This is a genomic window from Acidiluteibacter ferrifornacis (assembly GCF_009909615.1).
Classification (GTDB): Bacteria; Bacteroidota; Bacteroidia; order Flavobacteriales_E; family Vicingaceae; genus Acidiluteibacter; species Acidiluteibacter ferrifornacis.
The window spans coordinates 51,532-76,080 of the sequence record NZ_WWNE01000005.1; the positions used below are offsets into that span (position 1 = coordinate 51,532).

The 24,549-nt window shown below is 34.4% G+C and carries 21 protein-coding genes and 1 tRNA gene; 20 read left to right on the top strand and 2 right to left on the bottom strand.

Annotation, left to right across the window (positions count from 1 at the left end; genetic code table 11):
- Position 1: 1 nt before the first annotated feature.
- The 20 genes from GQN54_RS04580 (at position 2) to GQN54_RS04675 (ending at position 23,095) form a co-directional block, all read left to right on the top strand.
- Complete coding sequence (locus GQN54_RS04580; protein ID WP_160632339.1) at positions 2-724, top strand: class I SAM-dependent methyltransferase; 723 nt, start codon at positions 2-4, stop codon at positions 722-724.
- Positions 725-732: 8 nt separating this feature from the next.
- Positions 733-1,869, top strand: coding sequence for a glycosyltransferase family 4 protein (locus tag GQN54_RS04585; protein ID WP_160632340.1), 1,137 nt, complete (start codon positions 733-735; stop codon positions 1,867-1,869).
- Complete coding sequence (locus tag GQN54_RS04590; RefSeq protein ID WP_160632341.1) at positions 1,845-2,582, top strand: class I SAM-dependent methyltransferase; 738 nt, start codon at positions 1,845-1,847, stop codon at positions 2,580-2,582. The genes GQN54_RS04585 and GQN54_RS04590 overlap by 25 nt, the downstream gene beginning before the upstream one ends.
- The gene (locus GQN54_RS04595) at positions 2,579-3,445 is read left to right on the top strand and encodes a glycosyltransferase family 2 protein (protein WP_160632342.1); all 867 of its coding nucleotides are present in this window, start codon (positions 2,579-2,581) and stop codon (positions 3,443-3,445) included. Before GQN54_RS04590 ends, GQN54_RS04595 begins: the two co-directional genes overlap by 4 nt.
- A 1-nt stretch (position 3,446) precedes the next feature.
- Entirely contained in the window at positions 3,447-5,309 is a 1,863-nt protein-coding gene (gene asnB, locus GQN54_RS04600) for an asparagine synthase (glutamine-hydrolyzing) (protein ID WP_160632343.1), read from the top strand.
- A 201-nt stretch (positions 5,310-5,510) separates the two neighbouring features.
- Positions 5,511-8,933, top strand: a complete 3,423-nt coding sequence (locus GQN54_RS04605; RefSeq protein WP_160632344.1) for a PKD domain-containing protein — start codon at positions 5,511-5,513, stop codon at positions 8,931-8,933.
- An 8-nt stretch (positions 8,934-8,941) separates the two neighbouring features.
- Complete coding sequence (locus GQN54_RS04610; protein WP_160632345.1) at positions 8,942-9,517, top strand: non-canonical purine NTP diphosphatase; 576 nt, start codon at positions 8,942-8,944, stop codon at positions 9,515-9,517.
- A 36-nt stretch (positions 9,518-9,553) separates the two neighbouring features.
- Positions 9,554-10,657, top strand: coding sequence for a YncE family protein (locus GQN54_RS04615; RefSeq protein WP_160632346.1), 1,104 nt, complete (start codon positions 9,554-9,556; stop codon positions 10,655-10,657).
- A 138-nt stretch (positions 10,658-10,795) separates the two neighbouring features.
- Complete coding sequence (locus tag GQN54_RS04620; protein WP_160632347.1) at positions 10,796-10,975, top strand: hypothetical protein; 180 nt, start codon at positions 10,796-10,798, stop codon at positions 10,973-10,975.
- A 133-nt stretch (positions 10,976-11,108) separates the two neighbouring features.
- Positions 11,109-14,654, top strand: a complete 3,546-nt coding sequence (gene dnaE, locus GQN54_RS04625) for a DNA polymerase III subunit alpha (RefSeq protein ID WP_160632348.1) — start codon at positions 11,109-11,111, stop codon at positions 14,652-14,654.
- A 94-nt stretch (positions 14,655-14,748) separates the two neighbouring features.
- A complete protein-coding gene (trxA, locus tag GQN54_RS04630; protein WP_160632349.1) occupies positions 14,749-15,066 on the top strand; it encodes a thioredoxin in 318 nt (105 codons plus the stop codon).
- A 148-nt stretch (positions 15,067-15,214) separates the two neighbouring features.
- Positions 15,215-16,141, top strand: a complete 927-nt coding sequence (locus GQN54_RS04635) for a DUF58 domain-containing protein (protein WP_160632350.1) — start codon at positions 15,215-15,217, stop codon at positions 16,139-16,141.
- 91 nt (positions 16,142-16,232) lie between these two features.
- A tRNA-Asp gene (locus GQN54_RS04640) sits at positions 16,233-16,306 on the top strand.
- 355 nt (positions 16,307-16,661) lie between these two features.
- Complete coding sequence (locus GQN54_RS04645) at positions 16,662-17,228, top strand: DUF3332 domain-containing protein (protein WP_160632351.1); 567 nt, start codon at positions 16,662-16,664, stop codon at positions 17,226-17,228.
- A gap of 271 nt (positions 17,229-17,499) precedes the next feature.
- A complete protein-coding gene (locus GQN54_RS04650; RefSeq protein ID WP_160632352.1) occupies positions 17,500-17,952 on the top strand; it encodes a hypothetical protein in 453 nt (150 codons plus the stop codon).
- 142 nt (positions 17,953-18,094) lie between these two features.
- Positions 18,095-18,895 carry a DUF2797 domain-containing protein gene (locus GQN54_RS04655; protein WP_160632353.1) on the top strand — a complete coding sequence of 267 codons (801 nt, stop codon included), beginning with the start codon at positions 18,095-18,097 and terminating at the stop codon, positions 18,893-18,895.
- Complete coding sequence (mqnB, locus tag GQN54_RS04660; protein ID WP_160632354.1) at positions 18,892-19,548, top strand: futalosine hydrolase; 657 nt, start codon at positions 18,892-18,894, stop codon at positions 19,546-19,548. The genes GQN54_RS04655 and mqnB overlap by 4 nt, the downstream gene beginning before the upstream one ends.
- Positions 19,548-20,393, top strand: coding sequence for a menaquinone biosynthesis family protein (locus GQN54_RS04665; protein ID WP_160632355.1), 846 nt, complete (start codon positions 19,548-19,550; stop codon positions 20,391-20,393). The genes mqnB and GQN54_RS04665 overlap by 1 nt, the downstream gene beginning before the upstream one ends.
- A gap of 1 nt (position 20,394) precedes the next feature.
- Positions 20,395-21,360: an ADP-glyceromanno-heptose 6-epimerase gene (rfaD, locus tag GQN54_RS04670; RefSeq protein ID WP_160632356.1), complete on the top strand. Its 966-nt coding sequence runs from the start codon at positions 20,395-20,397 to the stop codon at positions 21,358-21,360.
- Between the two features lies 1 nt (position 21,361).
- The gene (locus GQN54_RS04675; protein ID WP_160632357.1) at positions 21,362-23,095 is read left to right on the top strand and encodes a hypothetical protein; all 1,734 of its coding nucleotides are present in this window, start codon (positions 21,362-21,364) and stop codon (positions 23,093-23,095) included.
- Between the two features lie 48 nt (positions 23,096-23,143).
- On the opposite strand, the gene GQN54_RS04680 is transcribed toward GQN54_RS04675, so the two are convergent.
- Positions 23,144-23,476, bottom strand: a complete 333-nt coding sequence (locus GQN54_RS04680; protein ID WP_160632358.1) for a MerR family transcriptional regulator — start codon at positions 23,474-23,476, stop codon at positions 23,144-23,146.
- A 12-nt stretch (positions 23,477-23,488) separates the two neighbouring features.
- A complete protein-coding gene (locus GQN54_RS04685; RefSeq protein WP_160632359.1) occupies positions 23,489-24,460 on the bottom strand; it encodes a M23 family metallopeptidase in 972 nt (323 codons plus the stop codon).
- Positions 24,461-24,549 lie beyond the last annotated feature (89 nt).

Consider the following 24,549-nt stretch of genomic DNA (forward strand, 5'->3'; position numbering starts at 1 on the left):
AATGGGATTAAAGTTTACAAGAAAAAAGGAGCATTTTTTCTTACTTTCATTGCTCTATCGATTAGCAAAATTAAACCCACTTTCTCAAAAGAGGAGATTGAAATTATACTTGGAGCTGACGTGGATTTTTGATCGATTTGCCCATTCGGAGGCTATGGCATTTTATGAAATCTCGAAGAATCCCGTAAGGATAAATACTCTAAACTTTTTAAGTTCTGAGCTAAAACCAGATTATAAGGTTTTAGATATAGGGTGTAATAGAGGGGACTTAACTAATTTGATCGCTGAACATGTATACAGAATAACTGGAGTAGACCACGATACAAATGCTATAAAGAGTGCAAAGTTAAATTATGGTAATACAAATATTCAATTCATTAATGGGGACGCATTAGAGCATGTTAAGAATGTTTCAGAAAAATATGATCTTATTATTCTTTCCCATATTCTAGAACATATTGACAACCCTATCTCATTTTTAAGAGCTTATATCCCGTATTCTAAATATATATATATAGAAGTCCCTGACTATGAGAAGTCCTATCATAATGTTTTTAGAAAAGATGTAGGAGCCGTACTTCAATTTACAGATAATGATCATATTTCGGAATTCGATAGAGAAGAAATAGAGCAAATTTTTGAAGAACTGTACTTGGTGATTTTAAGAAAAGAGTTTAGGCATGGAGTAATGCGTTATTTCTTGAAATCAAGTGAAGTAATTTAAATTACTAGATGATGGTATTGCAAATTATCTCCGACACTAATAAGTCACTAGCTTTTGAAATTATTGCCGACGGATTTAAGCGTAATCATATTAAATGCCACTACATCCTTATACAAGAAAAGGATTCTGAATTTTCAAGGTATTTATCAAGTATTGGAGTTGAGTATACAATAATTGGGCTTAAGAATAAAGCGGGTATACTTAAAACATTTATTAAAATAGTGAAAGTTTTAAGTAAGAATAAACCAAAAATAGTACATACACACCTACGAACAGCAAGTATATTAGGACTCTTAGCTGCAAAATTAACACGCATTCCTATTCGACTACATACTAGACACCACTCAACCTTAAACTTTAACTATTATCCAAGTGGGGTGAAGTATGATAAATTGATAAACCTACTCTCGACACACATAATTTCAATTTCTGATGTAGTTACCAATGTACTAGTAGAAAAAGAAAAGGTAAATGAGAAGAAAATAACTGTCATACCACATGGAATACATTTGGAACGGTTTAAAAATGTTCCTCAAAAAAGAATTGACCTACTTCAAGAAAAGTACCATTTGAAAACCCATAAAGGTCCTTTTATAGGTGTAATTTCTAGGTATATTGAATTGAAAGGAATTCAATATATAATTCCTGCATTTAAGAAATATAAGGCTATTTACCCAGATGCGCATCTAGTTCTAGCAAATGCTATTGGAGATTATAGTGATGAAGTTAGGTATTTGTTGAGAACTCAATTAAAAATAGGTGATTATACAGAGGTAGTCTTTGAGAGTGATTTGTATGCTTTCTACCAATTATTTGATATTTTTATACATGTACCTGTAGATGAAAATGTAGAAGCTTTTGGGCAAACATATATTGAAGCCTTGGCAGCTGGTATACCTTCCATTTTTACTTTATCTGGAATAGCTAATCAAATTATAACGGACAATTATAATTCAATTGTAGTTTCTTTTTGTTCTTCAAATGCTATTTTTGAGGCATTAATTGAATTGTCCGAGGATAAAGATAAAAGGGATAATTTAATAGTAAATGGATTAAAAACAGTTCAGGACTTTTCCGCAGAAAAATATGTTCAGAATCATATAAAACTATATCAAGAACTATGTCATCAGAACGTCAAGAATTAAATGTGATAAGTCCGTGGTGGGGCGAACATATACACAGGTACAACGAAGTGATCAATCAATTGAATGGAAATGAAAAAATTTTGGATATTGCTTGTGGTACTGGATTTGGCTCTAATTTGTTAGCATCTAAAGTTAAAGGAAGTGTAATAGGAGGAGACTTGTCATCAGAAACCATTGAACTCTGCCAGAATTCTTGGAACGCAAAGAATCTGTCATTCCAAGAAATGGATGGAACTCAATTGAAGTTTGAAGACAATACTTTTGATGTAGTGGTGTCTTTCGAAACAATCGAACATACAACAGCTTTTAATGAAATGATTTCTGAGTTTAAGCGCGTAACAAAGAAAGGAGGTAAAATCTATATTTCTACACCCAACAAATTAATAAATAGTCCAACAGGTATAGTTACCAACCCATTTCATACTCAAGAGTGGTATTATGATGAATTCAAAGAATTAATTCAACATCACTTTGATAACTATCAGCTGTATGGTCAAAAATATGTGAGGTATAAGAATGGAGGTATTGCTCAAAAGGTTGAGAATATCTTATACAAACGCGGGGTGAGAAAAATTCCTATTAAGATTCAGGACAAAATCATGAATGTTTTTGGACAGCCCTCTATGTATCCAACAGAGTTGGATTATGAAATGGTGAGCAATTCAAATGAAATTAGTGAATGCAAAACCTTTTTTCTAATAGTGGAAGTATGAATAAACCGCTGATTAGTATAATTATACCTTGTTTTAATGCTGAGTTGTATATAAAAGAGACACTTGAGTCGATTTTAATCCAGACAGAACAAGACTTTGAGATAATAGTGATTAACGATGGTTCTTCTGATAATACTGTTTCGATAATTGAAGAGATAAAGGATGATAGAATAAAATTAATTAATCAATCTAATTCAGGTGTTTCTATTGCAAGAAATAATGGACTAGAACAGTCAAGCGCTAATTACATAGTATTTTTTGACGCAGATGATTTAATGACCCCAAAATTCCTGAGCGATAGAGTAGAGGTACTTCAAAAAAATAATGAAGTAAGCTTCGTATACTCTGATGTAATTTCATTTAAAGGATTCAATCGTAATGATAAACTCAGTCAGGTTCGAGGTGCTGGAAACAATCTCGAAGAAGAAATTTTGTTCTACGATTCTTCTGTAAGCACTTGTCCATCTAATTATATGTTAAGGAAGTCAGACTTATCTAAATACTCTATTTCATTTAATCCCAATTTATCAAGTCATGCTGACCGCTATTTTTTATTGGAACTGAATAAATGTAAATTGAGGAGTAAATATATAAATACCAGCGATAATTGCTTATTGTATAGGGTTCTGGACAATAGTATGTCGCATCAATTATCAATTGGATTAGCAAATGATGCTGAATTATATTACAAAGAGTTGGAGCAGAATAGTATAGTATCCAATTCTTTACTGAAGAAGGCTCTATCTAAGGGATATTACATTATTGGTGCAACCTATTTTAAACTAGGAATGAAGGTGAAGGCTATTCAATATTTGATCAAGGGATTCACTTTAGCTCCTCGTTACTTTATGAAACTTTTTTGATATGTGTGGAATAGCAGGATTCATAAATAAAAGTTGGAGCGAGAAGGAATTGCGTAGAATGAATAACGCTATCGCACATAGAGGGCCTGATGCAGAAGGGATTTATTATGATAAATCAGTTGGCATAGGGTTAGCTCACAGGCGTTTGAGTATCCTTGATGTAACAGCTAGCGCTAATCAACCTTTCTATAGCAGGTGTGGTCGGTTTATAATGGTTTATAACGGAGAAGTTTACAACTTTAAAGAGTTAGAATTAGAATTGGAAGAGGGGGCCGGTTTTAAAGCGACCACCAACTCAGACACAGAAATTATTCTAGAGGCTTTTACCTTGTGGGGGACGCAATTTGTGGAAAAGTTAAATGGGATGTTCGCTATTGCGATTTGGGATACAATCGACAGAAAATTAAATATTTATCGTGACCGTATAGGAATCAAACCAATATACTACTACATAAAAGATGGTGTTTTTGCATTTTGCTCAGAAATGAAAGGAATTTTTTCCATACTGAATTCTGAGGAGTTAACCATCAATTATGCTTCAATAACCGATGTATTGCACTACGGTTACACACCTTCAAATGCAACAATATATAATGAAATTAAAAAGGTTCCTGCAGGATGTGTTCTTAATATAGATCTTAGTGGTAAAATAGAATTGTTGAGTTTTTGGGATATAAATAATGCTATCGAACCTTCAACGAAGTTAAATGAATTGATTGTTAAGAAGGAGTTGAAAGAGCTTTTAATTCAGTCAGTAAAATCTCAATTGGTATCAGATGTGCCATTGGGTTGCTTTCTGAGTGGTGGCATTGATTCTAGTTTAGTAACTTCAATTGCTCAAAGTGTTGCAGACCAGCCAGTCAAAACATTTACTATTGGTTTTAAAGAGTCCGCGTCTGATGAAAGTAAGTATGCAAAACAGATATCAGAATATCTAGGAACTAATCATACTGAATTTATTTTGTCAGAAAAGGACGCAATTGATCAAGTTGAGAAGTTACTTTCGATTTATGATGAACCATTTGGTGACTCATCTGCTATTCCTACTTTATTAGTTTCTCAAATTGCAAAGAAGGAAGTTACAGTTGTGCTATCAGGGGATGGTGGAGATGAACAATTTCTAGGCTACGGAATGCATTTGTGGTCAAAACGACTGGATTCACCCATATTTAAGAAGCTAAGAAAGCCGATAATTTCAGCAATTCAATTATTCGGTAATGATCGTTTGAAACGTGGTAGCATGGTGATGGATTATCCCAATGAACAAACAAAACGAAGTCATATCTTTTCTCAAGAACAGTACTTATTTTCTCAAAAGGAGATTCAAGAGTTGCTTGTTGTGCCAAATAAAGGTAGTCAACTACAAGAAAATTGGGAATTGGCAAGAAAACTAAAGCCAATGGAAGCTCAAGCTTTTTTTGACTTCAAATATTACCTTAAGGAGGATTTATTGGTTAAAGTTGATAGGGCATCTATGCATCATTCTTTAGAAGTAAGAGTGCCATTACTTGATCATAACTTGTTAGAATATACCGTAAATATTGACGAGTCTTTAAAATATAGAAATGGAGAGAGTAAGTATATTCTAAAAGAGGTCTTGTACGATTATCTACCAAAAGAATTGTTTAATCGACCTAAAAAGGGCTTTTCTATTCCATTAGCTAAATGGTTGAAATCTGATTTAAGTTATCTAATTGATAACTATTTGAAAGAAGAAATAGTTGTGAAATCAAATATTGTGAAATGGAATGAGGTAAGTGAATTAGTTAAGCGATTCAGAAATGGAGAAAACCATTTATACAATAGAATATGGATTTTAATACAGTTGCATCACTTCCTGAGTCAGGAAAGACAAATTTCATAGAATCCCATAATTTTATTTCGATAATTAGTAGTTAGTTTAGTTTTTCTAAATTTAGTCGTGGACTCATTTCGTTTTTGAAAGGGTCATTAGTAATTTATTAAATCGGTTAAAGTTTTTGACTATTAAACGTCTTTAATTCATTTTAAACAAGTTTCTTTCACAAATTTAATATTCTTATTTTTGATTTATATCCATTCAAATATGAGAAGAGTCAAGCTAAATGAGGTTTTATTAATTATAATTATTTTCTTTTTCTTTTCATCTCATGCCCAAAATAGATTAACTTCAATCTCTCCAACTCAGAGCTCAGTTGTTTTTTCCGATAAAGTAAGTTTAAGTTGGAATAATTTTTATGGAGATGCTAATCAGCTTTTAATTTCAAGCGACTCATTATTCTCAAATATAGTATACGCCTCTACTATTAACAATAAAACTAAAGATACAATTACCATATTGAATACAGGGAAGTATTTTTGGAAAATTGTAACTTATAGTTTAGGTCAAAAAATAGATAGTTCTATAGTAAATAATTTCACTTACAGTGATATTTATAAATTATCCGGACTAAATCTATTCTTTATCTCTGACTCAGGAATATCCGTAGATGTTAATGACCAGGTTTTTCAATGGAAAAACTTAGTGGATACTACTAATCATGCAAATCAAACAAACGCTTCATTGTCACCACTTTTTATAGATTCAATTACAGCCCTAAATAATAAACCTGTAATTAGGTTAGATGGTGTTAATGATGTATTGTTTATAGACTCCTCATTTGTTATTACCGAAATCTATTCAGTTTTCAATTGGGGAAACAATACTGTAACCTTTAATAAAAGTTATGCTGGGTTATATACTGCTCAAAACTATTCTAGTTACATGATTGGAACTGGACCTAGTGCAACGAATGCATTAGTTTCAGATTTTTTTACTTTTAGAATTAATGGGAAAGCAGGTCCGGGGTTTTTACCATTGAATAATTACAAGTTAGTACATGGTTTCAGATCTAATCCTATTAGTGCGCCTAGTTTGCAAATAGGTAAAAATAGAACTGTTCCTACTCATTGGAAGGGAGATGTAGCTTCACTTATCGGATTTTCCTCACCCCTAAACGATTCCCTTCGAAATATCGTGAATAAATACCTCTGCCAAAAATATTCCAATACGCTCTCACTTGGCGCTGATATCTTTGTTCCTTATGGTTTCTGTGATACATTAGTTCAAGTAGATACTAACTTTATTTCTTACCGATGGAGCAATGGAGATACGACAAGTGCTTCCCGATTGACCCCAGGTAATACTTATCGATTAACGGTCATTAATAAGTTTGGTTGCAGTTATACCGATGAGATTTATGTGACTACTCCGGTAAAACCTAAGAATGGTGCAACTTTGTGCTTAGGTGAAACTTATATTTGGAATACAGCGCTTTCCAAGACGGACTACAGTTTTTTATGGAGTAACTTTTCTACAGATTCTGTGCTGCTGATTAATCAACCTGGCGATTACTTTGTTCGTATTACAGATACAAACAATTGTTATTACGATTCAGATACAATTACAATTAATTATGATTCTACGCTTGCAAATGCATCACTAGGACCTGATACTGCTATCTGTCTAGGGTATGAAATCGGCTTGCAGAATCCACCTGTTGGTATTACTTCTTATTTGTGGAATACCAACCAAACAATTCCTAGAATAGTTCCACAGTCCACAGGATTATATTGGTTGGAAGTTACTGCAAATGGTTGTACCAAGAGAGATAGTATTTTTATTACCATTCGTGGTGACGCGCCAACAGCCGATTTTATTGCCAATGATGTTTGTTTTGGAGATAGTATTGATTTCTTAGATGTTTCAATTAATCCATCTTTAGGAATTATCAATCAATGGCGATGGAGTTTTGGAAATACACAAGGTAGTCAGCTTCAAAACCCCACAGTGTTATACGACTCTGTAAAAACCTATACCGTTTCATTGTATGTAGAAACAGACGCTCAGTGTTCGGATTCTATTTCAAAAACAGTAACCATTAACCCAAATCCTAAAGCAGGCTTTTATAATAGTTTAGCCTGTAAAGGAGATTCTGTATTTTTTACAGATTCATCTTCCATTACTTCAGGAAGCATTCAGTATTGGAGGTGGAAGTACAATGATTTGAATCAAAGTCCGGATACTAGTAGATTACAAAATCCTGCAACAGTTTTTAGTAACGCCCAAAATTTTCCAATTCAACTAATTGTCACCTCAGATTTAGGCTGTAAGGATACGCTAATCCAGAATTTAAAAGTAAATGATTTACCAAGACCCGACTATGTCTTTACCGGAAACTGTTTAGGAGATTCTACTACTTTTACGAACTATTCATCCTATCCTCAAGGTACAACCTTAAAGTCCATCAGTTGGAATTTTGGAAATAATTCTACTTCAACTAGAATTAATCCAACTATATTTTATTCCACACCTAAGATTTATTTGGTGAAACTTGAGACTGAGCTCAACACAGGATGCAAGGCAACAATTCAGCGGCAATTCGAAATGAATGATAAGCCTGTAGCCAATTTTAATACATCAGAGTTTTGTTTGAAAAATTTCGGGCAAGTGAATGATTTAAGTACCGTAACAAGAACCACTTTGAGTTCATGGAAATACCATTTAAATCAAGTGGGTGGCTACAAAGATTCCGCTTTCATCCAAAACCCTAGTTTTAAGTTGACAACTTTGAATAAATTTGAATTGATTCAACAGGTAACATCACTCAAAGGATGTAAGGATACAGCTTCAAAAGTAATACAGGTAAGGAACAATCCTAAGGCATTATTTAACCTTCAGACCAATACAGGTGGGGCTCCATTTGAATTAAAGTTTGATACAATTACACCTTCTCATAACTACGAATGGTCATTTGGAAATGGAGACTCGGCTTTTGTTTATCGACCGACTTATGTCTACCAAGATACCGGGATATATTCAATTAAACTGTTTTTAAGGAATGAGTTTGGATGTATTGATTCAATGAAAAGGTCAGTGAACGTAAAAATCCCTAACCTGAATCTGTTGTTAGATACTATTGTAGTAGATCAAACCAATAACCTAGTGAGGATTGGGGTGGTATTGATTAATACAGGCAACAATGAGATCAACTCAGTTCGAATGAGTGCCAATTTAAATTCTAGTTATCGAATAGAAGAAACTTGGAAGGGGCAGTTGTTCCCCAATGATTTTGTTTATACAGAATTTACTTCGTCAGTCTCATTAGGGGCTTCAGGAATAAATGATTTTACATGTGTTGAAATCTTAGCTGTTAATGACATGAACGACTTAGATCTTTTAAAAGATGAGGTTTGTGTTAAAGGGACTGGACCTCGGTTATTTTTAAAAGGATATCCAAACCCCACAGAGAATAATATGACAGTAGAAATGGTAATCCCTAATGAAGGAACCGTTACTGCAAAGGTATATGACAATAAAGGCAGAGAGCAATTTCGTTTATTTGATGAAGAGCGATCAGAAGGGTTTTATCGATTTGAAATACAAAGTGCAGTCTTAAATGCAGGAATATACTATCTAATTGTCGAATACAAGGGGGCTACATATAAATTGCCTTTTATAAAAAAATAGGTTTAGAAATGGAGTTGATTTTTGCTACTCATAATGCGAATAAGGTTAAAGAAATTAAGAATCAATTGGGTGAAGGATTTAATGTCAAAAGCCTCAATGAGATCAACTTTTTAGAAGATATTCCTGAAACTGAAAATACGCTTGAAGGGAATGCATTGCTCAAAGTTCGTGCAATTCATAAGCAAACGGGGTTGAATTGCTTTGCTGATGATACAGGACTTGAAGTAGAAGCGCTGGATGGTGCACCAGGAGTTTATTCCGCTCGATATGCTGGAGAGTCTTGTGATGCTAACGACAATATGGATCTAGTATTGGAAAACCTTAGAGGAGAGGTCAATCGTTCAGCCCGTTTTAGAACCGTAGTTGCACTGATAATAGACAATCAAGAATATATTTTTGAAGGAGTTTGTGAAGGTGAAATTCTTCACACAAAAACTGGAAGAGATGGCTTTGGCTATGATCCTATTTTTAAGCCAAAGGGATATGAGAGAAGTTTTGCGGAAATGTCCATTATTGAAAAGAACTTAATTAGTCATAGAGGATTAGCTGTAAAAAAGTTGATTGGTTTTTTGAATCGGCTTTAATTTTTTATGTATTATTACAGTTATAAAATTATTATTATGAGATTATTACTACTGTTAATTTTTGCTACAATTTTTAGTTCAACTCATGCACAAGAGTTTCTGTTTTTTGGATCACAACAAACTGGAAGTATTTACAAGGTAGATCTTTCAAATAATAATATAAAGGCGATTGATTCAGGAGTAGTTCACATTAGAAGATTTAGTGTAGATACTTTGAATAAAAAAATTTATTGGGCTGCAGGAAGTCAAAACAAGATTGTAAGATCAGACTATTCAGGAGCCAATAAACAAGACGTTCTGCTAAATGCCTCCGACATAAATAATCTGAAGGTAGATCCAATAAATGGAAAAATTTATTATTCCATTATAGGGAATTCTAGTATTAGAGTTTGTTCATTAAATGGATTAAATAGTCAAATATTAATTAGTCCTGTTAATAATGTTCAAGGAATTGCTGTGGATGCTAGTCGTAATGCTATTTATTGGACAGAATACAATAATGGAGATATTAAAAAGGCAAGATTAGATGGATCAAATGTAACTACGATATTTAATTCCAATGACATAATTTTTGATTTAGATATAAATCCTTTAAATGGGTTATTGTATTTTACTAATAGAACAGGAGATTTAATTCAATCAATAGACACTACAGGAGGTAACTTACAAACTATCATTTCTGCAGGTGCAAGATTAGGTACAGTAAAGGTTAGCGCTCAATCAAATCAGCTGTTTTGGGTTACAAATGGAACTAATAGAAGCCAAGTCTCAATGTCAGACTTGACAGGTAATAATATCCAGACTATAATTGATACAACAACCTTTGTTATCAGTGGTATGGATATCAGTGAGGCACCAACCTTAGTAGGTGTTTCAAACGTTAATTACGCATATGAAACGAGTCTTTTCCCTGTTCCATTTTCTGAAGAGTTGTTTGTAACTTTTAAAGATCCTATTGATAAAAATGTAATAGTCTCCCTTTTTGATATTAGTGGAAGAGAGGTGTTTTCTCAGAAAAAAAATATTCATAACCAAACTCAATTAGAAAGAGGTGATTTGATGTCTGGTATTTATTTAATAAGAATTATTGATGAAGAAACTAAAGAAGTTATAATGGCTAAAAAAGTAATGGTCAAATAAATCTAATGTTTCTTTAATTTGAATTTTACTTTTAATTTCTATTCAAAATAGTTGATTTTTAGATAAAAAGATAAAAGACAGTATTTTAAATGCAACAGAAAGTCTTAAAATTTCGTCAGTAGCATAGAAATAATCGCTATGCTTAAAAAATCCTCTATTCTTTCCTTTGCCTTTTTAGAAGGCTTCTGTGTCATTCTAATTGAATTGGCGAGTGGCCGAATTGTAGGTACTTTAGGTATTAAAATTTTAAAAGCTACTAGAGATAAATTTTCTAAGGACATATATAACTACAGTTTCATTAAAAATAGGATACAGTAGACCATCTATTCGCGAAAACATTTGATTCAATAATAGGGCATTTAGTTTTCCATAATTATTAACATCACTACCTTTTCTGGATAAGGAGGTGTAATTTTGAGATAATAGTAATACCTCAAAATCCAACTCAATTATGTGTCAATTCTCTCACCTTCATTGCCATTCTCAATTTTCATTGCTTGATGGAGCTGCCTCCATTCCCGGAATGATGGCAAAAGCGAAGGCGGATGGAATGCCAGGAATTGCGCTAACTGATCATGGAAATATGTTTGGCGCCTTTCAGTTTGTAGCAGAAGCAGCTAAAGTTGGTATTAAACCAATAGTTGGGTGCGAATTTTATTTAGTAGATGATCGATTTAAACGAGAGTTTACCAAAGGAGATAAGGATAAGCGTTATCACCAATTACTATTAGCTAAAGATCAGGCAGGATATCAAAACTTATCAAAACTCTGTTCTTTGGGTTTTCTTGAAGGTCTATATGGTAAATACCCACGTATCGATAAAAAACTTTTGAGCCAATATAAAGAAGGGTTAATCGCAACTACTTGTTGTATTGCATCTGAAGTTCAGCAAACTATTTTAAATGAAGGAGAAGAGAGAGGAGAGGAAGTTTTTAAAGAATGGTTTGAGATTTTTGGAGAGGATTATTACATAGAAATTCAGCGGCATGACTTAGGTGAAATTGACAACACAGGAATGACGCAGGAAGATGTCAATCAAATATTAATCAAATGGTCTAAAAAGTATGGAGTTCCGTTAATTGCAACCAACGACTCTCACTACATAGAAGAAGAAGATTGGTTAGCGCACGATATTTTATTGTGTGTGAATACTGGTGATAAGATTAGTACTCCTAGAGGTTATGGAAAAGGGTTTCGTTTCGGTTTCCCCAATCACGAATTCTATTTCAAGACAACTGCCGAAATGAAGGAATTGTTTAAAGACATTCCCGAGGCCATTGATAACACTAACCGAATTGTAGACTCCATCACTCCTCCTGAGTTAAAAAGGGATATTTTATTACCTAACTATACCCTTCCTGAAGGTTTCTTAACTCAAGACGATTATTTAAAACACCTGACCTATATCGGAGCTAAGAAACGATATGGGACGATTTCTGCAGAAGTTCAAGAACGATTAGACTTTGAGTTGAAGATTATTAAGGAAATGGGCTTCCCAGGTTATTTCCTAATTGTTCAAGATTTTACCACTATTGCTCGAGACCTTGGAGTTTCAGTTGGCCCTGGTCGAGGCTCTGCGGCAGGTTCTGCAGTTGCATATTGTGTGGGTATTACAAACATTGACCCGATTAAGTACAAATTACTTTTTGAGCGATTCTTGAATCCTGAAAGGGTGTCGATGCCCGATATCGATATTGACTTTGATGATGATGGTCGATCAAAGATTATCGACTATGTTGTGAAAAAGTATGGGCGAAACCAAGTCGCTCAGATTATTACTTATGGTTCAATGGCAGCCAAATCTTCCATAAAGGATGTGGGTAGAGTGCTTGATATTCCGCTGCCAGATGTGGAGAAACTGACTAAAATGGTTCCCGATATTTCTTTGGCAAAAGTGTTTAATTCAGATGAAGCGATGCTAAAAAAGATGCTCAATGCCGAACAGCAAGAGCAAGCGAATCAAATGCGGACTATCATCGCTGGAAATGACATTTTTGCAGAAACCCTTCAGCATGCAAAAAAACTAGAGGGTTCAGTTCGAAATACTGGTATTCATGCTTGTGGGGTTATTATTTCTCCTGATGATATCACCAACTACATTCCTGTATGTACTTCTAAAGATGCGGAATTGCTGGTGACACAGTTCGATAACAAAGTAGTGGAAGATGCTGGCTTGTTAAAGATGGACTTCTTAGGATTGAAAACATTGACCATTATTCGTGATGCTATTGCGTTAATTAAAGAGAATTATGGGATAGAAATCGATCCTGATGAAATTCCTTTGGATGATGAGAAAACTTATGAATTGTATCAAAGGGGAGAAACGAATGGTACTTTTCAGTTTGAGTCAGGAGGAATGCAGAAGCACCTAAAAGACTTGAAGCCTACTAATATAGAGGATTTAATTGCTATGAACGCATTGTATCGTCCTGGTCCAATGCAGTTTATTGAATTGTTTATTCAGCGAAAGCGTGGCGATGTAGAGGTAGAATATCCGCATGAGTTATTGACAGACATTTTGAAGGACACCAATGGAATCATGGTGTACCAAGAACAAATTATGCAAGCTGCACAGATTATGGCAGGCTATTCACTTGGAGAAGCAGATTTGCTACGTAGAGCAATGGGTAAGAAGAAGATGGATGTCATGCAGCAACAAAAAGAGAAATTTGTTGAAGGAGCATATAGAATCCATCAAGTAGATAAGAAAAAATCATCGGATGTTTTTGACATCATGATGAAGTTTGCCGAATATGGTTTTAATCGATCACACTCTGCAGCATATTCCGTTGTAGCTTTTCAAACCGGTTACCTTAAGGCCAATTATCCTGCTGAATATATGGCAGCGGTGATGACCAACAATATGAATGATATAAAGAAGATTACCTTCTTTATGGAAGAATGCAGACGCATGGGCACTCCTGTTTTAGGTCCCGATGTGAATGAAAGTACTTTTAAATTCACTGTTAATAAGAACCATGAAATCCGCTTTGGATTAGGTGCAGTAAAGGGAGTAGGAGAGGGAGCTGTTGAAGCGATTGTAAATGAAAGAAAGGAAAATGGCCCATTTACATCCATTTTTGATGTGACGAAACGTGTGGACTTAAGAGCGGCAAATAAACGAACATTTGAAAATATGGCTCTTGCGGGTGCCTTCGATTCATTTGAAGGAATACATCGTGCCGTTTATTTTTCCGATACTGGTGATGGTATGACGTTTTTGGAAAAGGCATTGAAATTTGGAGCAAGTCATCAGGAGGGTATGAATTCCTCTCAGGTTTCTTTATTTGGTGAGGCTTCTGAAGTTGACATGCCGGAACCCGAGATTCCGAAAGCAACCGAATGGGGAACGATGGAAAAGCTTTCAAAAGAAAAGGATGTTGTCGGGATATATTTGTCTGGACACCCATTGGACGATTTTAAATTTGAGATTTCTCAATTTTGTAATGCTACCGTTAAAGAGTTGCACAACTTTGAAGCATTAAAAGGGCGCAAAGAAATAAAGATAGCGGGAATCGTTACAGAAGTTGCACATCGGATGACAAAAACAGGAAAACCCTTTGGTATACTTACAATAGAAGACTACCAGGATGCTTTTAAATTTTTTATGTTTGGTGATGAGTATGTTAAGTTTAAAGGTTATTTAAATATGGGCTGGTTCTTATATCTAGTCGGAAGTATTGAACCGGGGAAATGGGATAAAACTAAATTAGAATTTAAGTTTACACGAGTGGAATTATTGGCAGAGATCAAAGATAAAATGACCAAATCGATTACTTTGGATGTCAATATTGATGAGGTCAGCGATGATTTCATTAATCAAATAGAGTCAATTGTCAATTCGAGTAATGGGAACTGTAAATTTTCTCTTAATTTAATCGACCGAAAAGAGAAGAATGCAGTAGTTTTGACTTCAAGAAGTAAAAAAATAGCATTGACAGATGAAGTATTGAATACTTTTGACAAAATGCAAGGAGTGGAGTATTCGGTTGGCTAAATATGCCAATTTGTCGGGAATATGATTTTGGTTAGGACTTTGTAAACTTACATTTGAAAGAAAATAAATTATACATTAAAATAAACAAAAAGAGATGGCAGTAGAATTAACAGACGCAAATTTCGAAGAATTAGTAGAGAAATCAGATAAGCCAGTATTGGTAGACTTTTGGGCTGAATGGTGTGGACCATGTAGAATGGTTGGACCTGTAGTTGATGAATTACATACTGAATACGATGGCAAAGCAATTGTGGGTAAAGTAAACGTAGACGATAACCCTGCAATTTCAGCGAAGTTTGGAATTAGAAATATTCCAACCGTATTGTTTTTTAAGAACGGTGAAGTAGTTGATAAGCAGGTGGGAGCAGCCGCAAAATCTGCTTATGCTGATAAATTAAATGCATTGGTTTAATACCAGTAAAGAAAATAGTGAAGCCTTATTCTTGAAAGAGAATAAGGCTTTTTTTGTTTAAGCAATCTTATTAAAAGGAAATAATATGGGTAGTATAATAAAAGAATACCCCTAAAAAATTACTTACTTTTAATTTCAAAATATCAAGATGGCCTTAGAAACAATAAATCGAGCACTCCTTCAGCAATATACTCACTTAGAACTTTTAGCAAAGCAAGTAGTAGAAGGCTTTATAACTGGTTTGCATAAGAGTCCATTTCATGGTTTTTCAGTAGAATTTGCCGAACATCGGCTCTATAATAGTGGAGAATCTACCAAGCATATAGATTGGAAACTTTTTGGAAAAACAGATAAATTGTTTGTGAAGCGATATGAGGAGGAGACTAATCTACGCTGTCAAATGGTGATTGATACGAGTTCATCTATGTACTTCCCAGAAAAAGTTGACGAGAATTCATTTAATAAAATCAAGTTTTCAATCTATGCAGCGGCAGCGCTCATGGAGTTGTTAAAAAAACAACGAGATGCATTTGGTCTTAGTACATTCAACGAAGAATTAGATTTTCACACAGCAAATAGATCCAATATTCGACACCAGCGATTGATTATTTCAGAATTGCAAAGACTATTAAATGAGCCTACTAAAAATGTAAAAACAGCTACTGTAAATGCTTTACACCAAATTGCTGAGATGGTTCATAAACGTTCACTAATCATTATTTTTAGTGACATGATAGATGATACAGATCAAGAGGAGCAATTGTTTAACTCTTTACAGCATTTAAAACACAATAAACATGAAGTCATATTATTTCATGTAGTGGATCGCAATAAAGAACTTGAATTCGATTTTGATAACCGTCCTTATCGTTTTGTTGATTTAGAAAGTGGGGAAGAAGTAAAGCTTAATTCCACGGAAGTGAAAGAAAAGTATATTTTGGAAGTTCAAAAACGAGAAAAGGCACTTAAACTAAAATGTGCGCAATATGGGATTTCTTATGTTGATGCGGATATTAATCAGGGCTTCAATCAGATACTATTTCCTTATCTGGTAAAAAGAAGTAAAATGAAATAAATTTTATTTTTTTTTCAAAAAAGTGTTTTCAAAATGAAAAGTATTACTACTTTTGTCGTCCCAACGCAAAAGAAATATACCAAAGATAAACGGTCTGGTAGTTCAGTTGGTTAGAATACCTGCCTGTCACGCAGGGGGTCGCGAGTTCGAGTCTCGTCCAGACCGCGAAAAGCTCTTCAGAAATGAAGGGCTTTTTTCGTTTGTAGAGTTATCTAAATAGAGAAGTAAAAGTTGCAATGATTTAAAATATTCTGGTATTTCATTTTATAGAATATCTATTTGAGTTTTTTGTATGGTTATCTCGTTAAGAATATTTTAGTTTACCTTCTATGATACTAATCTCTTCAAATACTGTTACAATTATTTACGCACTTTAGTCTAGATGTTTAAACCTATATGGTTAATTGTCAGAGTGAAATCGAAAGAATTAAATTGAAATTATTTCTAGTTTTCATTTTATATATTCAATAATTCTACTATTTTTAGGTCACTAAAGTGTTCTAACTAAAATTAATTTAATATGAAAAAGATTGTATTTTCTGCTATGGCAGCAATGATTATGATTACTCAAACTGGATGTTTCGGTTCGTTTGAACTAGTTAAAAAAGTGTATGATTTTAATGACAACATTACGAGCAGTAAGTTTGTAAATACATTAGTTTTTTATGTCTTTACAATTCTTCCAGTTTATAGTATAGCCTCATTTATTGATGTAGTAATCTTGAATTTGGTAGAATTCTGGACAGGTTCCAACCCACTTGCTATGACAGAAGGTCAAATAGAAGAGCAATTGGTTACGTACAAAGGAGAAGTCTACAAGATGACTGCTACTAAAAACAAGTTTCATGTAGAAAAATTAAATGGTACCGAATCCATTGAGGTGGGAAATCTTGTTTTTGCAGATGAAGCAAGAACTTGGAGTTTTGAAAAGAACGGAGAATCAACTCCAATAGCTACTTTAAATGCGGATAACAGTGTGACTTATCACGTTGAAAATGGTACAGCAACTGTTTACAATAACGACATGGAAACTTTAGTATTTGAGAGAAATACTGCAGATCACTTAATTGAAATGGCAAGTAAATAAGGTAAATCTATTTTAATCTAAAGCCTTCTTTTTATCAATAAAGAAGGCTTTTTTTATCATTGCGTTTTAGGAATATTACTCTATGTTTGTGTTCGTATAGATATAAGAATAAGATAGTTTTGGTTAAATTATCCTTATTTATTGTTTTGTATTTTCAAATTATCTTCTATTTTCGCAGTCACAGTTCGGTTGAATTGATAAACACCTTTTATTATTCAATTGAATGTATGAAATGGACTCCATATGTATAACTAATTAAACTTAAATAAAAATGAAAAGAATGAAACACACCGCATTAATTGCATTTGCTTTTGCAGCTGTATTTTCAAGTTGTACTTCAACCAATCACAGCATGAGAGAGCCGAACGCTAGAGTAGAGTTTGTAAAATCTGATTTCGAACTTTCTTCTCAAGTTTCAGCTGAAGCTACTTCAACCAAAATTATTGGTATCGATTGGGAACGTTTATTTAAAAGTGAAACCGGTACGGTAGAAGGAGGAACAATTGAATTAATTAGTGTTGCTAATATTCCAGTAATTGGAAATGTTTTAACTGATAAAACAGCAAACTATGCACTATATAATTTGATGGAGAAAAATCCAAACTACGATGTGGTTTTCTATCCTCAATATGAAACAACTGTGAAAAAGCCTATTCTCGGTCTTGGATTTTTAACGAAAGTAACAACTGTTAAAACTACAGCTAGACTTGGTAAATTAAAATAATTTAGAGATTCACTAATCTTTTAGTTACAGCTCTCCTCATTAATTTGAAGAGGGCTTTTTTTTTACAATTGATTTTAAATCTCAAAGCCAAAAGTGCTTCCCTTTTGTAGAATTCTTACCTTCGTAATTTCAAAATTAGGACATGACGGCAGAAGGAAATATCAGTAAAATGCAAGTTGAGATGGGAAATCCAGTTCACTATTCGTTAAAGTTTTCAGAAGAGGAGGTAGTGGATATGAACGCCCTTATTGGTAAACAAATAACGTTGACTTTTAATGGTGTAATTAACTGTGTTAACTGTGGCAAACTGACTAAAAAATCTTTTGGACAAGGGTTTTGCTATCCATGTTTTATTAATGCCCCTCAAAATGCAGAGTGTATAATTCGTCCAGAACTATGTCGAGCGCACCTTGGCGAAGGTAGAGACCCTGAATGGGAAGAAAGAAATCACAACCAGCCCCACATTGTTTATATGGCAGTTGGTGCAGGTATAAAAGTTGGGGTTACTCGTGAAACACAAATTCCGACTCGATGGATTGATCAAGGTGCTTGGAAAGCAGTGCGATTAGCTAGAACCCCAAATAGATACCAAGCGGGTGTAATAGAAATGGACATGAAACAACATGTTTCTGATAAAACGCATTGGATGAAAATGCTCAAAAATGAGCTAGCAGAGGATTTGGATATTTTGAAAACCAAAGAAGAGCTCCTTAGAATAATGAATGACAAGTTCAATGAATTTCATTGTGAGGACAATCAAATTATAGAAATTAACTATCCAGTTCTTGAATTTCCCACAAAAGTGAAAAGCCACAATTTAGATAAGGAGCCAGTGCTTTCAGGTGAACTAATGGGTATAAAGGGGCAATACCTCATTTTTAAAGGTGGTGTTGTCATCAATCTAAGAAAGTATTCGGGCTACCACATTGAAATATCGGCATGAGGATATTAATAGTAGCTGCCACTATTCAGGAAATACAACCTTTTCTAAATCATTTTGGACATAAAGATAGGGATGCACTTCTTATTTTCGAACTAAATACTGGAAATGAAGTAGAAGTGCTTTTGACAGGAGTTGGAATGGTAGCAACTGCATATCAAATGGGTAAAAAGTTGTCAACTTATTCCTACGATTTGGTTATTAATGCGGGGATCGCCGGGTCCTTTAATACTTTGTATCCTATAGGTGCTACCGTTCAAGTAATTGAAGAATTTTTCGCTGAGCTAGGTGCTGAAAGTCCTTCAGGGTTTATAGCGATTGATGATCTTGGGTTAGGGGAAACTAACAAAGTAGCAGCAACTAACAATATACCAATTAATCATTTATACACATTACCTAAAGTGATAGGTGTAACCGTCAATAAAGTGCATGGGAATACTGACTCAATTGTAGAATTAGAAACGATGATAGATGCCGATGTGGAAAGTATGGAAGGAGGAGCGGCTATGTATGTGTGTGTTAAAGAAAACATCAATTTTATTGAAATAAGAACTATATCTAATAAAGTAGAACCCCGGAACAAAGCGAATTGGAATATACCATTGGCTATAAAAAACTTAAATCAAACATTGATTGCAATTGTAAACGAATTCTAATGGAGAAAATAAGTTTAGGATATTCACCCTGCCCCAATGATACCTTTATTTTTGATGCGATGGTTCATCAAAAAATAGATACAGAAGGTTTGGAATTCGAAGTTACTTTGGCAGATGTGGAAGAGTTGAATCACAAAGCGTTCAAAAAAGAATTGGACGTGACCAAATTAAGCTACCATGCTTATGGTTTTTTGATAGAAGATTATGCTCTACTTAATTCAGGAAGCGCATTAGGTAGTGGAGTAGGGCCATTGCTGATTTCTAAGAACCAATACAGCCCAGAGGAAGTGAGCCAACTAAAAATTGCCATTCCTGGTCAATTTACTACGGCTAATTTCTTATTGTCGATTGCATTTCCTTTAGCTAAGAATAAAGTAGAAATGCTTTTTTCTGACATAGAAAAGGCGGTAATTGAAGGGGAGGTAGATGCAGGATTAATCATTCATGAAAATAGGTTTACCTATCACCAGAGAGGATTGCATAAAATTATGGACATGGGCGAATATTGGGAACAAGAAACCCAAGCTTTGATACCATTAGGGGGGATAGTAGTCAACCGAAAATTTGATCAAGAGCTACAGGAGAAAATTGACAGAGTGTTGCGCAGAAGCATTCAATTTGCTTTTGATAACCCAGAGTCATGTATGGATTATGTAAGAGCACATGCACAGGAAATGGAAGAATCAGTAATGCGACAGCACATCGGCTTATATGTCAATGAATATTCTCTAAATTTGGGAGCAAAAGGCCGGTATGCTGTAGAAAGCTTGTTTAACTTAGCTGTTCAAAAAGAAATTATTCCACCCATAGAAACAACGATATTTATCAATAACACAATAGACTAACATGATAGTAGTAACAGGAGCAGCAGGATTTATAGGTAGTTGCTTGGTTTCCAAACTGAATCAAGATGGGAAAACGAACCTTATTTTAGTAGATGATTTTACGAAATTGGATAAAAGCAGAAATTGGGAGAATTCTCATTATGCAAAAAAAATAGAACGTTCGATTTTTATCGATTGGTTTAAAAATAATGCCGACCAAGTAGAAGGAGTATATCACATAGGTGCGAGGACTGATACAACTGAGTTTGATGAAACCATATTTGATGAGCTGAATGTGAAATACACCAAAGATATTTGGAACATTTGTTCCGATGCATCGATTCCATTAATTTATGCTTCTTCAGGAGCAACCTATGGGTTAGGAGAATATGGATATGTAGATGATCACAATATTGTTGAGAAGTTAAAACCACTAAACCCTTACGGAGAGTCAAAAAATAATTTTGATATCTGGGCATTGAAGCAAGAGAAACAGCCTCCATTTTGGGCAGGATTAAAGTTTTTCAATGTGTACGGACCAAATGAATACCATAAAGGAAGAATGGCATCGGTAATATTTCATGCCTACAACCAAATAAAGGCGACTGAGAAAATGAAATTGTTTCAGTCTCACAATCCAGATTATAAAGATGGGGAGCAGATCAGAGATTTTGTTTATGTAAAAGATGTTGTGAATGTTTGCCTATGGTTGATGGAAAATCAACCGGAATCAGCATTGTACAATTTAGGAACTGGAACCGCTCGCACTTTCTTGGATTTAGCTAAGAATACGTTTAAAGCGATGGGTAAGCCTGCTGATATCTCCTTTGTGCCAACACCTGAGGATATTAGAGATAAATACCAATACTTTACGGAAGCAGATATGACCAAATTAAAGAAGGCGGGATATACTCAATCCTTCATGACTTTAGAAGAAGGGGTAGCAGACTATGTAACCAATTATTTGATTCCAAATAAAATATATTAGCATGAAGTCCGCCAAGATACAAGCAGTTTTATTGCATGCATTTTGGTTGGTGCTATTGGCATTTAGCGTTATTTATTACCGCGAACGGACATATGCTGATACGTCTTATTTCTTGTTTAAAGTCATTAATAATGGCTTTTTTCAGGTGCAGCACGATAGGCTAGTATTAGCCATTTCCCAAATTGGAGCTGTCGTTGGGACCATGTTGGGTTTCAATATCAAGCAACTTTTATTGGTTAATTCGGTTTATAATGCCTTGTTCTTCTATGGAGTAGTCGCTTGGATCTTCCATGTAATCAAACATAAGTCGGCGGCTTGGTTGTTGAGTTTGTTCTTGGTGATGCACCATTGGGCGTACTTTTCACCTTATTTGGAGGTGTTTTATTCAGCAGCATTTGTCATTACTTTCTTTGCCGCTTTTTCTAATCAAGTACACTTTAAGCGGTGGATTGTTTTGTATTACTTTCTGCTATGGGTAGGGCTTATGGGGCATCCAATTTTCTTTGCGGTTGTCGCTTTTCAAATCGTTTACCTTTTCATTAAAGACAGAAAGTTTTCTGCAGAATATAAGTCCTTATTACTATTCTTCGGAATTGCTATTTGTATCCGAATATTTACTTTTTCAGTATACGAAACCAGTCGATTAGGGAAAGGTAAATCCCATGAAATAGATTGGTATTCAGTAATCCAAAAGTTAGGTAGTACTTTTGTGTCGGAATATTGGCAGACTATATTGTTGTTGGTGTTGGCAGTTTTTATTCTGATTAAATCCAGAAAATTGCTGTTGGCTGCTTTCGTCTTTTCAGGCTATATTTTCTTGCTGTCTTTTGTGGTGTATAACATAAAAAATGGTAGTTATGAATGGTATTATGAAGTCATGATGACACCCATATTATTAGCGATTTTACTGCCATTGATGGATGAGTTTAATCGATCAATTACCATTAAAACGGAATCAATTCTTGCTTTTGGATTAGCAACGTTGTTTGCAGTGAATATCTATCAGATTTCTAGCATGGGAACCATGTTGAATCAACGGTATATGCAAATGCAACGGTTGGCTTCTGAAGCTAAAGATTTGTACCCTGAGTCCAGTAAGTTTAGATTTGATGATCAAAATTTTGAACGAGAGTTTACACATATGGGAATGCAATTTCCATTTGAAATGATGATGGCCTCCTCCGAATTTGGACCTCAAAACACAGCTGTTTTTGCTGCCAATCAAATGATGAAATACGATAGCTCGTTGTATTTATTAGAACCTGACAATTTCTTGGTTTGGGGTTTTGCACCTTATCCAATGTCTGAAGTAGATACTACTCGATTTGGATTACATAAAGGAGAGTATAAATACGTTAATTCTGAAGAGGCTAGATTGTCAACTAACGAAATGATTGAAAAGACTAGTCTTCAAATTGTAGAACCCACCCCAAAAGTATCAGCGGGAGAGGTGGTATACCCTTTGGTAAAGATTATAGCGGATGGGTTTATTTTTCCTTCCCATTTATCCAATAACTTCTTCTTATCTTATCATATTTTAAATGAAGACGGTAGTGTATTGAATTGGGATGGTGAACGTACTCCAATTGAAACAGATATCAAGAATAATTTTGAACAACGCGTTTCAATAACTGCTCCTGCTCAGAAAGGAGATTATACTATTGTTATTGATATTCTAAAAGAAGGAGAAGCTTGGTTTGAAAAGTCGGTTTCCTACGCCCTGGAGGTGAATTAGAGTTTAGCGAATTCTAAGCAACATCTTGGAGAAACTCAAAAAATCAAATTAAAGCTCATCTTTCAAAGCAACTAAAAAAGATCTTACTTTTTTCAGTGAGGCAATCATCTCCATTTCATTGAGCGTGTCCTCTTTATTTTCCTTTAATTTCTTCTTGGCTCCATCTAACTTATAACCTCTTTCTTTTACCAAGTGATAGATAATGTGCAAATTATCAACATCCTTTTTTGTGAAAAGACGATTGCCTTTCTTATTCTTTTTAGGCTGTAGTATATCAAATTCTTTTTCCCAGAATCTAATCAATGAGGCATTTACATCAAAAATTTTACTGACTTCGCCAATGGTATAATACAATTTTGAGCTGCTTTCAGTTGCTTCCATAATTGAAATAGATTAATCGAATGACTGTGTTGGAGTAGCAGCAAATTCTATCATTCGCTCGTATTCTTCAGGAGTTAAGTCGTTGAAGTAGAAGTTTACAGGATTTACCTTTTCACCGTTCTTTATTACTTCATAATGCAAGTGTGGTGCTACTGAAGTTCCTGTGTTACCAACGTAACCAATAACTTGACCACGCTTTACCTTCTCACCTTTGCGCACAATATATTGAGACATATGCCCATAGAGTGTTTGGTATCCATAACCATGGTTAATGATTACATGATTGCCATATCCACGTCTACTGCTTTCTACATCAGCTACTTGTCCGTCTCCTGTAGCATAGATTTCTGTACCTTTTTCTGCAGAAAAGTCCATTCCTGTATGCATCTTTCTTCGCTTGTATATTGGGTGCATACGCATTCCGTAACCCGATGCCATTCTTTTCAAATCTTTATTCGCCACTGGTTGAATAGCAGGAATTGATGCCAACATCTTTTCTTTATTGGTTGCCATTTTATAGACTTCATCGTATGACTTGGTCTGAATGTATAGTTGCTTTGAAATCTTATCTAGTTTTTTGGCAGACTCAATAATCAATTCTGAATTTTTGAATCCTTCCAATTGTTTGTATCGGTTCACCCCACCAAAACCAGCTTTTCTGATGTTGTCTGCGATGGGTTCTGCTTCAAATACAATACGATATATCTCGTCGTCTCTTCTTTGAATATCTTCCAATACTTCATTCACTTGGTCCATTCTTCGATCCAATAATTCGTATTGAGCAATCAGCTGATTACGTTCTCGCTTTAACATCTTTTCCTTTGGTGAGTCGATGTAATTGTTCACCAAAAAGAAGAATAAAACTCCGAATATAGCACTTACCAATAAAAAGGAAAGTATCCTAAGAACCTTGGCTTTAGCAGAGAGCTGTACACGCTCATAGCTAAGGGTTCTGGTATTGAAACGATACTTTATTTTTGACATTTATGAGAATTGTTTTTGTGGTTTAAATAGCTAAATTTGCACCCAATTTACGGCGCAAATTTAACCATATATTCTTTTGTATTTTACAT